At 36.9% G+C, this 14491-nt stretch carries 7 protein-coding genes and 2 pseudogenes; 1 reads left to right on the top strand and 8 read right to left on the bottom strand.

Annotated elements, in window-relative coordinates; genetic code table 11:
- Positions 1-445 precede the first annotated feature (445 nt).
- A pseudogene (locus ACLBWE_RS12800) lies at positions 446-1225 on the top strand (SUMF1/EgtB/PvdO family nonheme iron enzyme); the annotation flags it as partial.
- Here the strand turns inward: ACLBWE_RS12800 and ACLBWE_RS12795 are convergent.
- The 8 genes and pseudogenes from ACLBWE_RS12795 to ACLBWE_RS12760 all read right to left on the bottom strand — a co-directional run.
- A pseudogene (locus tag ACLBWE_RS12795) lies at positions 1215-1751 on the bottom strand (putative type VI secretion system effector); the annotation flags it as partial. The pseudogenes ACLBWE_RS12800 and ACLBWE_RS12795 overlap by 11 nt on opposite strands.
- Before the next feature lie 2 nt (positions 1752-1753).
- Entirely contained in the window at positions 1754-2545 is a 792-nt protein-coding gene (locus tag ACLBWE_RS12790) for a putative type VI secretion system effector (RefSeq protein ID WP_348950394.1), read from the bottom strand.
- The gene (locus ACLBWE_RS12785; protein ID WP_447603304.1) at positions 2546-5323 is read right to left on the bottom strand and encodes a T6SS effector BTH_I2691 family protein; all 2778 of its coding nucleotides are present in this window, start codon (positions 5321-5323) and stop codon (positions 2546-2548) included.
- 4 nt (positions 5324-5327) lie between these two features.
- Positions 5328-6266, bottom strand: a complete 939-nt coding sequence (locus ACLBWE_RS12780; RefSeq protein ID WP_348950398.1) for a hypothetical protein — start codon at positions 6264-6266, stop codon at positions 5328-5330.
- A complete protein-coding gene (locus tag ACLBWE_RS12775) occupies positions 6263-8890 on the bottom strand; it encodes a type VI secretion system Vgr family protein (protein WP_447603302.1) in 2628 nt (875 codons plus the stop codon). Before ACLBWE_RS12775 ends, ACLBWE_RS12780 begins: the two co-directional genes overlap by 4 nt.
- A gap of 215 nt (positions 8891-9105) precedes the next feature.
- The gene (locus ACLBWE_RS12770) at positions 9106-10089 is read right to left on the bottom strand and encodes a PoNe immunity protein domain-containing protein (RefSeq protein ID WP_447603300.1); all 984 of its coding nucleotides are present in this window, start codon (positions 10087-10089) and stop codon (positions 9106-9108) included.
- A 14-nt stretch (positions 10090-10103) separates the two neighbouring features.
- Positions 10104-11504 carry a hypothetical protein gene (locus tag ACLBWE_RS12765; RefSeq protein ID WP_447603298.1) on the bottom strand — a complete coding sequence of 467 codons (1401 nt, stop codon included), beginning with the start codon at positions 11502-11504 and terminating at the stop codon, positions 10104-10106.
- On the bottom strand, positions 11504-14404 hold the full coding sequence (locus ACLBWE_RS12760; protein WP_447603296.1) for a type VI secretion system Vgr family protein: 2901 nt from the start codon (positions 14402-14404) through the stop codon (positions 11504-11506). The genes ACLBWE_RS12765 and ACLBWE_RS12760 overlap by 1 nt, the downstream gene beginning before the upstream one ends.
- Positions 14405-14491 lie beyond the last annotated feature (87 nt).

The following is a 14491-nucleotide window of genomic DNA, read 5'->3' as shown; positions in this document are numbered from 1 at the left end:
AAATTTATTTAAATATCATTTATTTAGTTTTTTTGAAACATTTGCTTAACAATATTTAAGTTTATATTAACTACAAGGTGCTTCTATTTGGTTACGAACAAACCATCAAAACTTATAGTAAAAAGTGCGCTACAAAAAACCATGAAACTTGTCAAGACTAATCTGTCTATCTATTATACTTTTTAAATAAATTTAGTTTCCATGATAAAGGTTAAAAAGTACCACTCCCGCCCCTAAGCATGCTTTTTCAATATATTTTCATCAAAAATCTAGAAGCAAAAAAATTAAGTTTATTTTTGTAAACATAAGGTAAAGAATTATAAAATATCTTAGTTCATTTTAGTTTTTCATAAATCAAAATGTTTATTTACTTAGCTGAATAACAAAACCGCTATTTATATCTTCCACGTCTCTTACTAAAATAGTTTCATCAATATTCAATCTAATGATTTACAACAAAATGATGAAACGGAATATAGCTGTTGTTTTATTTTCAAGTCTTGCTTTAAGTGCTTGTGCTAAATCAACAAATACTACAGAGCAATCCCAAGCAGTTACGACTAAACAAAATCTCTAATCAGAGCAACAAAAGAAGCTGCAACAACTCTTAGATAAAACAAAAAAGAATCTTGTAGAAATTAGGTGTGGTACTTTTATGATAGGGTTTTTTGGTGAGCAAAAAAGCCCAGATAAATTACCATACGATAGTGATGCACATAGCAAACCTTTACACAAAGTCACTTTAGATAATTATGCATTAAGCGCAATAAAAGCAACTTATGCTGACTTTGATGTATACACCGAAGTTACTGGACAAGACCAAGTAGGAAAATTTGATAATATTTTAATAAAATATCATATTCCTAATTCTGCGGCAGGCATCAATTAGCAGCAAGCACGAAACTACTGTCAGTGGCTAGGAAAACAATTAAATTTAAAAATGGATTTACCGCCTGAAGCACAATGGGAATATGCTGCACGAAATCGAGGACAATATATTCTTTACCCTACAGACAACGGTAAAATTGATATTGGTAGAAATGTTTGGAGTTTAAAACAAAGACAAGAACTAATAACAAAATATAAAGCTGATGAGAAAACACCAGAATTGCAAAAATTTCCAGCCACTCCTTTATGGCTATATGACATGATTACTGATAATTATGAGTGGATGCTAGATTGGTATGATCCTCTATATTATGGTAAATCTCCTGAAAAAACTCCATAAATAGCCACTTTATTAAATCAAAAAAAGATTCCCAAGAATAATCAAAAAGATAAAAGAGTAAAAGCATTACAGATATTCCTCCCCAGCAAATAAAGGTGAAATAATAGGTCTGCATAAAAATAGCTTTATAACCCATTTTTACTGAACGACCCATTTCATAGATCATATACAATAGACCTGATTTAGGATCGACTATTGCATAAACTTGATAGCACCCATCCACAGGGCTATCATTAATTACAGCTATCAGTTCATCATTTTCTTTAAAACGAACCGTCGTAAATTTTCCTAGTAAAGAATGTTCTTCTATTTCCCCCGTAAAGGTGATGCCATCTTTAGCTTTACCTGCCATTACTAATATAGGTGCACTGGTAAGCAACGAACTACTCTCAGCGAGCACACCCGCAAAGGCAGTCCCAGCCACAATCCCACTCACATTTTGATTTACATGAATTTTGGACTTGGCTTTTTCTAAAGAATGTATTGGGCCTTTAACTAGCTTAAGGTTTAATTTAAGTTCCACTACTATTCGCTTGTTGTATTCTTACTAAAATAATCTTGAGGGTAAGGATCATTACCTTTTAAATTTTTTCTATATTTCATTACACTAATCTGAACACCATCATCAGTTAAAAAATCATTATAAAAATCCTGCTCTTTAGGATCTTCAAAACCCAATTTTTCAAATATTTGCTCTGATAATATTCCAAAATTTTCATAACTTTTACGATAACCAAAGTAATTCACAAAAGCCATCATTCCTATGCACATGAGTAAGCTTATAAAGATCCAAGATAATAAAGAGAAAAAAGAATCCCAAGAGTAATTGAAATCAAAAATATAGAAAAGCAAGAACATTATTGACACCCCACCTCCACAAATAATAGTAAAATAATAGGTTTGCATAATAATAGCTTTATAGCCTTTTTTTACCGATCGCCCCATTTGATAAATCATATACAATAGACCTGATTTTGGATCAACTATTGCATAAACTTGATAGCGTCCCTCTACAGGGCTGTCGCTAATTACAGCAATAAGTTCATTATTTTCTTCAAAACGAACCGTCGTAAATTGTCCTAGTAAAGAATGTTCTTCTATTTCCCCCGTAAAGGTGATGCCATCTTTAGCTTTACCTGCCATTACTAGTATAGGAGCACTGGTAAGTAACGAACTACTTTCAGCTAGCACACCTGCAAAAGCAGTCCCAGCTGCAATTCCACCAATACTCTGATTTACAGGAATTTTAGACTTTGCTTTTTCTAAAGAATGTATTGGACCTTTAACCAACTTAAGATTTAATTTTAAATTTTCCATTTAGACACTCACCACAGCATTATTAAACTCTTTTTCTTCTTCTTTAACATCTTTAAAAGCATCTTCACCATTTTCCTTTTTTAGCTTGAATGCACATTTTTGACACCAATCTTGCATGGCATTATCTAAGACATAATTCTTTAAATAAATCTCTAAGGCGACAAGTGCTATCCCCAATACACTTAGGGTTGCAGCAGCTTCTATCGCCCTAATACCTAATAATGCGCGGCCAATTACATATTTTTCAACATTATAATACAGTGATGTGTTTTTCATGAGTGGAAGATTCAAGAAAGCACTAATTCCTACAACTAAAGTCGCAAAAGAGTTAATTGTTTTGGCAGTATTAAGTGCTCTTGCATATGGATTACTTTCATTCCACGACTTATAGGCACTTTTCCCATCAATTATTAAAGAAAATGTAGCACCCGCGATCGCGAAATATGCCCCACACTTAGCAATATACGCGGCACGCTCTGCAAAAGAAAACTTTTCCATTGAGCTACTACCCACTTCTAAAATAGCAGCTGTTGTTGCCATCATGCCTGACATATATGACAAAGTATTATCTACTGATGGATCAATATTAAACTTAGAAATCTGTGTTCCTAAGTTAATCAGTTCAAATATTGCAACCACACCAGATACACGCAAACCTGCACTTGGTGAACTATTTGCAATAATCCGATCAATTTGTTTGGCTGCTTTACTTGGGTTGGTTGCGGATGAAGAATACTTTTTCCAGTTGTTCTGCACCATTTCAGGTGTCAGCTTAATCCGACCCGTTAAAGTTTGAACGGGAATAAGATAATACAGAGAGTTCTTTGCAACATGCTCAACCAATGCCCCACTATGGGCAAAAGTATAAAACGTTAATCGCCCAAGTTTTTTTGCAAATTCTGAACCTGGCGTATATTTCATACTCCACTTCACTGCGCTTTGGGTCAGTTCAGACATCCAGTAAAACGTTTTTAATAAACTGAATTTTTGTCCATACAACATATAACCATTATTGGTTTTATCTGCCGCCCATTCTTGCCAAGCTTTATCTGCGGCAACAAATGCTGCAATCGCAGTTTTAGCTGCATTTTGTCCATCATCCCAAGAAATATCAATAATACTTGGTGCTGCTGCATTATATTTATTTTTTAAACTTTCTTGGTTATAACAAATTGCCCTCATGTAAATATTTTCTTTGGCAATTTTTTCTACACCTAACCAAGTTTCAAGTAATGCTTGTCCACTCTGCACCCCACTCATCCCATTAATCATATCCATCGCATGAATATAAAAAATATTTCCATATGGAACTTGCACTTGCTCATCATAAGCATGAAGGGCATTTATTACAGCTTTAGACAATAACCATTTAATATGATCATCTCCTATAGCTCTTGCTCCAGCTAAACATTCTTGAATTAATACATTAATTTTTTTATCAAAATTTAATTTAGCCACCATATCTAAATTTGGCTTATATTTTTGAACCCAAACCTGTTCCCCTTTATCCTTACTCCACGCCCCCATATCTTCAGTATAAATACCTTTATTTGCCGTTTGTTTCTGTTGGGCCTCCTTTAATAGTCTATCTTGTTCTTCTTTCGACTTTCTTTTATATATTTTTTCTAACTCATAATTAATATCGTCAGCATCTGTTAAGTTTTTTGGTAACTCATTCCCTAGCCCCATTAATACTATATTTTTAGTTGTCTGAGTACTAAGTTGACTGCGTTCATTTAACAATCTATTTTCTAAACAAATTTTAATACTATCAATACATTGAGAACTATGTAACCGGTGCTCGTTTGTAAAATCTCCTTCTTTTTTAGCTAAAAAATCCATTACTTTTTTAAATTCTGAATTACGCAATGTATTTAATTTTCTTGTAATTCCTACAGGATCATACAATGCCATACAGGCAAGCGATTTAGGCTCATCTTTGAATTTATTTAATGTCGCATCGATACGGTTTTTACCAAAACTGTTTAGATTATAAACCGTGGTTTTAAATTGGCTTGCAGCAATACAATGTTCTTGCGCACTTCCACCATTAATTAAAATTTTCTGCCATTTTCCTTCTGTTACAAACTTATCAGCATTTTTTTCATATTCAGATATTTTGGTCTTACTCATAGGCACATGCGTATGAATAATATATGCAATCTTCGCCTCATCTTTAGGGTTACTTTCTACAGCTATCACAGATGAATTAAAGCTATGGCCTGCCCCTTTACATGCAAACTCTGGAACACTTTTAGGCGCCTCTTTACCCACAGGGAAATAAGACAAATGTCCATTTGGGGTAACTTTGTACCCAGCCCATTCCAATGCCCCAGATGTTCTTTTAACTAAGCGATAGATATACCCAGTATCAATCATCTCAACCACATATTTGAGATGGCTTAACTGAATATCTTTAACATTTTTACCTAATGTTGCAGGTAAAGCAGGTGGATGATCTTTAACAACCGTGTACCTTAATGGCAAAATATTAAAGCCTTTTTTACGGCAAAAATTTGAACATTCTTTCTGGGCCTGCCCCGCACTACTATTTTGCATGTTTGCAGCAGTTGACTGTTTTGCTGATTTTGCAATTTCACTTTCTTCAATCTTCTTATTAATATTTTTAGCAACTGTTGGGTTGCGCATATCGCCCACTGCTGCTGTTTTTCCCATAACAGGAATTTGACTCTGCTTCTGTTTTTGCTGAGCAATAATCTCATTAAATGAATTATTTGATTTTGACTTGCCCAATATCATTTTTTGATTTTCTGACATCTTTTTATCCATTCAATTCTTTAGCTATCTGTTCATATAAGTCTTTCGTTACATAATCCATAGCATCTGTAAAAGACATTTCATTCATTACACAATGGTCGTAGAGCACATTGGTTACCACAGGATGCTGTATAAAATTTTTATGTATAATTTGACTGTACAAACCATATGTGACTAAATCTAAATGATTTTGAATACCATAATCGTAGTAAGCTTCTTTAAGATCTTGATGTATTTCAACTGGATGAATCTTTATTAAATCAACTTGGTCAAATTCATTTAATTGTTGAAATACATTATTAGCAATTTCAATTAAATCTAAATCTATAGATTGCTCAAGGTTCACTTTTGTTAGATTCAACATTGATCGCGATTCATCGTAAGAATTAAAGCTAAATAGACCTTTTGGGTGTAAAAAATGCCATTCTTTAAAGCCATCCAATAAGCCACCTACATATTCTGTTTTAAAAATCTCATCCAAGTAGATCATGACTCTAGGATCATACCAACGGAAAAGAATTTTTTTACCTTGATCAGCAATTACTAATTTAGTTTTTATCTGATCTCGTAATTCCTCAAGTGAGCGTGTCTTCGCCACGCCAAACCCATGAACAAAATAGCAATCATTCGTAATATTTTTATTTCTCGATAGATTTTGCAATAAATCTTCTTTGACCTGCTCAAATATTTTTTTATCATCAATACAAATAAAAAAGAGGTTTGACTTTGCAATTTCTTTTTTATGCGCTAAAGGGATATATGCAATATTTTTGTTTGATAAATTATCAATTACACCGTTAAAAATAGAATCATTCAATGTAGTATCTAATAAAAAAATGATCTGACCATATTCATTCAGAATTTGGATGCACTGTTCTTCAATTTTAGAAGTAATATCTTTTAAATCTTCATATTGGGTTGTATTAAAAACCGACAAACTCATGATAAATCTACCTTAGCCGAACCATTCTGAGCGGCTTGAGCCTGCTTCGCAGAACAGTCTGGTAAATCAAGCGCAGGTGGATTTATCGAGCCCCCTCCCATAAACAAATGTTGCCCTGCTTTCACCTCAAGCTTACCACCTGTAACAGGGAAAATGCCTGAACCATTCAGCTTAACTTGAGATCCATTTGCGGTCAGATTAATTTCAGTTGGACTAGTAATAAAAACCGTGTCGTCGGTTGAAGTAATCTGCATACCTTTTCGAGCAATCACATCTAAGGCATCACCTTGTGCCTGAATTTCAACTTTACCTTGACCAGCAAAAAGCCGAGCTCCTTCTTGAGCTGCAAATAGACTAATTTTTTGACTTGCATGAGCCACTATATTCTTTTGTGTACTGATATTAATGCTATCACCTGCACTTTGAGTAAGCTGACCATCTGCACTAACATAGATGTACTCATTACTACTTACAGCAATACTTTTTGGAGATGCCAACACCATTACCGCTGATTGAAACTCAGCAGCCTTTTTAGGGTCTTCTTGTTTAAGAATTTCTAAGAAAGTCTGAATATTCTCAAGCATATCTAACGGGTCAGTTTGCTGATTTTTAGCCACTTCACTGAGTGCTTTGGCATTGTTGAGGCCGCCTTCGATTTGTTGTTTGGCCTCATTTGCATCAAGGTGTACACCTTGAGCTTGATCCTGTTTGTGGGTACTAATGAGTAAGCCACTTCCCGCTCTGACTGCACCCCACTGATCAGTTCTGAGTTCGAAACCTTCACCACGGCCATCACTTTCCGTCTTGTCTTTTGGATGGCTTAAGTTACCCAAGTTTAGCTGGCTTGCCGCATGACTACTTTGTAGCTGAGCACTGATCTGGCCTGTAGTGTCATCAAAGCGTAGTTGGTTAAAGCCTTTACCATCAACTTCTTCTGAACGAATGCCGCTGAGCTTTTTGGTATCGGGTAGCTGACCTTTCTGATCGAACTGAGTTGGGTGACGTTCGGCATCATGAATACGACCCACCACAAACGGACGGTCAATGTTACCGTCGAAGAAGTCTATGACCACGATCTCACCCACGCGAGGCAAGAACCGCGCTCCATAACCAACGCCCGCCCATGGGGTCAATACATCGACCCAAGCAGAGTCGGTGTCATTGTCGTTACTTCCTGCTCCACCGTCATGATTATGGTCGTCAGTTCGGGTAAACAGGAAGCGGACTTTAATACGCCCCCATTGGTCAACATGGATACTTTCGCCTTCCAATCCCACTACTCTAGCGCGCTGCGGGTAAGCGGCTGGACGGTGCTCTAACGGATGATACTCAGGAACAGTTTTAATATTTCTACGCGACAAGATGAGCTGATTACCCTGACGTTCAGTCTGGTCATTTAGCCCTGATTGATTGTTTTGCCATTGGCTTTGACTAAAAAGTTGATTGATTTGCTGTTGCAAATCTTTAGGCAAATTATTTTGCAGATAGAAGCTTTTCCCAATAATCAGAAATTCTTTGTCTGATCCGCTATGCGTATCTATTTCAGGATGTTCATCCAATTCAAACCAATAGCCAACTTGCGCATCACGTACCGTGGTTTGTGCATGAAAGTATTTTGATTGAAATGAATAATAATCAGATAGATTTTGATTGAGTTTTTCTAGCTGCTGGTGACCCGATGCAGTGGCTTGGTCTTCCCCATTTAAGTCTTGCATCCAAGCAGGACTGACATGCCATGCATGTTCTAGACTTAAACTCGCATTATCCTGATTAGCACTATGACTATGCTTTGACTGAACACTGCCCATGCCTTCTTCTTGACTTAAAGCATCAGCCTGCCAGCGTTGCACATGCACGGCTGTAGATTGCAAGCTTCGAGTTGGCACAAGGCTTGTCATACTGTCTTGTTGTTCAACAGCGCTACTACGGTGATAACGGATATTTCTTCGGTCTAATACTAAATATGATTCATTACTATCAATTAAACGTAACTTTTGTGATTGAATCTCATCCGAGCTATCAGTGGCAAACAACTGAGCTTCATCAATTAACCAATTAATGCCTTCACTACGCCAAAGTCGGGTTAAAAACTCATAATCTGTTTCGTTACTTTGCATGACAAAAGGTCGAACATCGTAGTTTTCAGTTAAACTTTTTAAATCTAAAGTTAAGCTAGACGCAAACAATGGGCTTTTGTTCTGCCACTCAGTAAATAGAATTTCAGTAATGTTCCGTACACTTTTATTCATAAATACACGGCTATTTCGGCGTTTATGCCATAGCACGGTCGGGTCTTGTAATCTCAGTTTATACAATGTTAATGAACCATCACTCTGCCCCTGACTGGCTTCTGTAATAATTCCTGTAGTTCTAAATAGCTGCCCCTGATCAGTTACTTGATCGACTGCAACCTGACAACCAATAAATTGTTTTAATGAAATATGGGCATTGGTAGAAAGACAAAATAAATCGGCAGTCAGTCCTTCATTTAGCTGATGCTGCCCTTCAATACTTTGTAAAAAGACTTGAGTATTCAACGATGGATTAGAAAACTGAACATGAAGCACGCGTTTTTGCGAGCTGATACCCAAATCTTCTAGAATTCTATGTATATGAGATAACATCTTTTTATGAAAATTTTGTCAGGATTGGCATTATTTTATAAAATACAGAAACATCTGTCTATTTTGTAAAGAGAAACTTAACGATATGAATACAAGAATAAAGTTATCTTTTAAAAGTAATTAATTTGTTTTAATAAATTGATTAAGTAGAATATATCACTTATATAAGACCCCATTAAATAATGGGGCTTTTATTACTTATATATTTTAATTTTTTATTCTTCTTTTTCAAACTGCCAGTAAACCTCTCCCCAGTCTTGTTTTTTAATTTCTGGAAGAATCTCTCCAGCATTAAAATATTGTCGAGAGTTATTACTAGCTACAGTAAACCAATAACCAGATTGAGGAGCCTTCTCACCTGCTTTAATCGCTATTCTATTATATTTATTTAATAAATTTTCCTCTCCTGCAGTTGAATTGAATGAATGATAGAAAGCAATTAAATCTTTAGGATAATAAAGATAATCGTATAATTCTTTGTCATCATTTATTTCCAATAAAATAACGGAACAAGCAGCTTCAAAAGACCAATACCCATAATATCCACCATCAGTTTTATGGGTATCATGCCAAGGTGCACCTGCTAAATCTTTATACCATTTCTTTAAAAATTTATGTAAATGCTTCAGAGAAACCTTATTATCCTGGCTTACAAAGGCATTTGAAAGCTCAAAGTAAGGCTGGGGAAAAAGAACATCAGAACAGTCAAAACGATTATCATCAGAAAAAGCTAAAAATTCTTCAACGATCCAGTCTTTACCTCCATTTTCTTGATTCTCTCCATCTACTAATTTGGCAACACTCATTAATAAGTCATTTCTTTTCAATAAATAACAAAGGCTAATTAACCAAATATATAAGCAGTAATCATCAAGTAACTCTAAATCAAAGACACTAAAATTTGGATCTTTATAATAAGTTCTTTGCTTTTCAGACAAAATATTAAATAAATTTATGACACTCTCAAAATCTACACGTAAGTGATCAATAGATCTTCCAGCAGTATAGTCTAGTATAAATAGATCAAATTGATATCTTGCAGCTATAGAATAAGAATCTATCCATCCCGCTTCAATATCTTCATCACTATTAGATTCACCTAAAAAGTCTTGAATAGCATTTATTAAAGCAGCTCTGGTAGAGAGATAATACTTTTCATCCAAAAATTGTTGTCTTCGACTAAATTTATAATCTAGCATGCTATTACTTCCACTTACCTATTATTAACCACTACACTAATTTCTTTATCAGTCCATACTCTCGTCGCATGATGTGAAGAGTGATCTTTATCACTTACTTGTTGCTTTGCTAAAAATTTTAATAAAGCAACTGCATGCTCAACAACTTGAAGCCCACTAAAGAAAATAACATATCGTTCATATCTTCGCTTTTTTAGTATAATTGGAGCTAATTGAATTCCTACCGCTTTTACAAGGCGGTTAGTTATCCAATGATGACTCATTTGAACAACTTTACCTTTCGAATCTCTATACTTTTCACCACCTAAAGTTAAATTTTTATTATTTGCACTACTTCCAGTACGTGTTCTTGAGCGTCTTCCAGACTTTTGTTGCTGTTGAGGTATTGATTTATCTATACCATTTTTATCGTTTGCATCCCCTAACAATTCTTTCAATGAAGATGCTGGATTCTGGCTACATTTTGCCTCTACTATCACATAAGGTTTTGCATCACTCGTGTTTTTTTTCCATACACCATCAATTCCGCGTCCACGGCTCTTTGTAGAGAAAAGATTAACCATTTCACCCTTATCATTTAACTTATTAGGATTTTTCGTTCCTAATTTATCATGAGATGAGTTTCCCCATCCCTTAACTTCTTGACAATAATAATCTGCCATATGTTCCCCTAAAATCCCTTTATATTTATTTGATAAATTTGTTATCGCTGTTTGGGCTATAGACGAATTATTTGAAGTTTTTGATTTTCCTTGATTTGTGTTATGAGTGTTTTGCCCCCCATTTGAAGGTGACTTAGGTTTTGTGGTCTGTGTTGTTGATTTTTTACCTGCATCAGCCGATGTTTTCCTACTTTTTACAAGCCACCCATCAACCTCTTTTTTAAATTCTTGTAGTTGTTTTCCCAAATTATTTCTTATTTGATCTACATTTTTACGAGCAGCTGGGCTTAACTGATTAAGAATTTTCTGATTTGTTAAGATTTTATCTAAATTTTTCTGTAAAGCATTTAAATCCAAACACTTTCTAATTAATTGTTCTGGATCACCTTTTCCAAATTTACGAATACCATCTAAAATACTATCTATTGGTAAAGCACCCTTTTTAACACTTTTAAGAGACATTTTAACAGCATCACCACCGCCAGGAACGAGCCCAATTAAAGCTGTAATCAGGTCAAACCAGCCTGCTGGACTAGAAGGATTTGCAGTTAAAATAATTATAGCTTTAATAATATCTCTAGCATCTACCAACTGTCCTAATACTGGCACACAACCAATAACGGTTTCAGCAATAATTGCCCAGCCCCCTGTGCTATCACCTTTAAGAAAAGTCATCGTGTCTTTTTTTAAGCTTTGCAACCAACCACTCGGGACTGAATCAGCTGAACGTTTATATTTAGCGACCGAACCCATTATTTACTCCCCTTTTGTAAATCAGATGTTAATTTTTTATAACTATCTTCATCTAGAAATGACCATAAATCATCTTCTAATTGATCGCCATCTTCAATTACAGCATCTAAATCATCAGGTTCATCTTTAATAAATTCAGAAGGATCTTCTCCATAATAGATTTCTGATTTACCAGAAGGAATATTTTCTAATTTTGCGTATCCTTTGCTATCTAAGACTCCCTCTCTATAACTACCATCTTCAAAAAAAACTTTAAATGGCGCACCTTTAACTGGCGATAAATCATCATAATGATAATTAAGTTCCATCCAATTATTTAATTTGCCTAATAAGGGAAGACCTATATTCTGACTTTGCGCACTTCCTCCCCCCATAAACAAATGCTGCCCAGCCTTCACCTCAAACTTACCACCAGTGACAGGAAAAATTCCCGATCCATTAATCTTGAGTTGAGATCCACCCGCCGTGATAACAATTTCTTTAGAAGCACTAATTTCAATTTTATCTTCTGTAGAAATAATCTGAACCGTTTTACGGGCAATTAAATCTGCTCCATCGCCCTGCGCTTGTATCTCGACCTTGCCTTTGCCTGCGTATAGTCTTGCCCCTTCTTGAGCCGCAAAAAGACTGATCTTGTTTTGGGCATGTGCAATCAGGTTCTTTTGGGTGGTTAGGTTAATGCTGTCTCCAGCAGTTTGGCTTAACTGAGCATCTGCGCTTAAGTGAATGTCTTCGTTACTGGCTATGGCAATACTGTTAGGTGCAGTTAATATCATCAAGGCTTGCTTAAAAGCAGCAGCTTTGTCTTGATCCTTTTCTTCAATTTGCTCTATGAAGGTTTTTAAGTTCTCAAGCACTTCCAATGGATCAGTTTGTTGATTTTTAGCAACTTCGCTGAGTGCCTTGGCATTGTTGAGGCCGCCTTCGATTTGTTGCTTAGCTTCATTTGCATCAAGGTGTACGCCTTGGGCTTGGTCTTGTTTATGGGTGCTAATCAGTAAACCACTGCCAGCTCTAACTGCCCCCCACTGATCTGTTCTGAGTTCAAAACCTTCACCTCGACCATCACTTTCCGCCTTGTCTTTTGGATGGCTTAAGTTACCCAAGTTTAGCTGACTAGCTGCATGACTACTTTGTAGCTGAGCACTGATTTGCCCTGTGGTGTCATCAAAACGTAGCTGGTTAAAGCCTTTGCCGTCGACTTCTTCTGAGCGGATACCACTGAGTTTTTTAGTGTCAGGTAGCTGGCCTTTCTGATCGAATTGGGTTGGGTGACGTTCAGCTTCGTGAATTCGACCCACCACAAACGGGCGGTCAATGTTACCGTCAAAGAAATCGATGACTACAATCTCACCCACACGTGGCAAGAAGCGTGCGCCATAACCTGCGCCTGCCCATGGGGTGAGTACATCGACCCAAGCCGAGTCGGTGTCATTGTCGTTACTTCCCGCTCCACCGTCATGGCTATGGTCGTCAGTTCGAGTAAATAGGAAGCGGATTTTAATACGTCCCCACTGGTCGACATGAATGCTTTCACCTTCTAGCCCCACCACTCTAGCTCGCTGTGGGTAAGCCGCGGGGCGATGCTCTAGTGGGCTATATTCAGGCACAGCTTTAATGTTACGTCGAACGACATTCAGCTCAGCAAAATGGCGCTGCTCAGGGTTTTGCGTGTCGAGTTGGGCAGCTTTGAGCTTGTCTTTTGGTAACAGGCGCTCAAGTTGCTGTTGTAATTCTTTCGGTAAATTATTCTGGTTATAGTAGTGCTTGCTTAAGATTAAGAACTCTTTATCAGCGCTGTCATGTTGGTCGAGTTCTGGGTGATCCTTGAGTTCGAACCAGTAACCCACTTGTGCATCACGAACGTTCCCTGAAACGATAAACTGTTTCGAACTCAGGTGATGGTAAGCATTGATGTGCTGGTTCAGCTGTTCAATCTGGCTATTGCCTGAAGCAGTGGCTTGGTCTTCACCGTTTAAGTCCTGCATCCAAGCGGGGCTAACATGCCATGCATCTTCAAGGTTTAGACTGGCATTGTCATAGTGTTCGCTGTGCTTTTGTGTGCCTTGTACGCTGCCACTGCCTTCTTCTTGTTGCAGCGCATCGGCTTGCCAGCGTTGCACATGAACCGAAGTCGGTTGTAAGCGGCGCTCAGCTTTAACTTGGGTAATGGTATCGAACTGTTCTGTGGCACTGCTGCGTTGGTAGCGGAGGCTACGGCGTTCAAGGGCTTGATAATTTTGGTTATCATCAATTAAACGTAACACTTGTGGCTGAATCGACGCACTCGGGTCAGCGACCAAAAGCTGCGATTCATCAACCAGCCAGTTAATTCCTTCGCTACGCCACAAACGGGTTAAAAAGTCATAATCGCTTTCGTTTGACTGCATCACAAATGGACGCACATCGTAGTCTTTACTTAAACCTGCTGTTTCGAGTGTTAAGCTTGAAGCAAATAGCGGGCTTTTCCCCTGCCATTCCTTAAACAGAATTTCACTAATATCACGTACGCTTTTATTCATAAACACGCGGCTATTACGGCGTTTATGCCAGAGTGCAGTTGGGTCTTTTAAGGTGAGGTTATAAATAGTCAATGAACCGTCACTTTGCCCTTGGCTCGCTTCAGTAATAATGCCTGTCGTTCTAAAGACCTGGCCCATGTCAGTGACCTGATCTACGGCAACCTGACAGCCAATAAATTGTTTTAATGCGATGTGTGCGTTCGTCGACAGACACAGTAGCTCAGCAACGCTGCCCTGATTGAGCGTATGTTCGCCTTCAATACGTTGCAAGAAGACTTGAGTGTTTAATGATGGGTTGGAAAATTGCACATGAAGTACACGATTCTGTGCAACCAAACTTAAACTATCTAAAATTTGAAATATTTTATTGGACATCATTATTATAAAACTGAGTCATAATCAGCGCTATTTTATAAAAAACAGACAGAATTGTCTATTTATATAAAATAGCTTATCGTCCATAAC

The organism is Acinetobacter sp. M5A5_2a (genome assembly GCF_053345265.1).
This window is presented reverse-complemented; position numbering and strand designations above follow the sequence as displayed.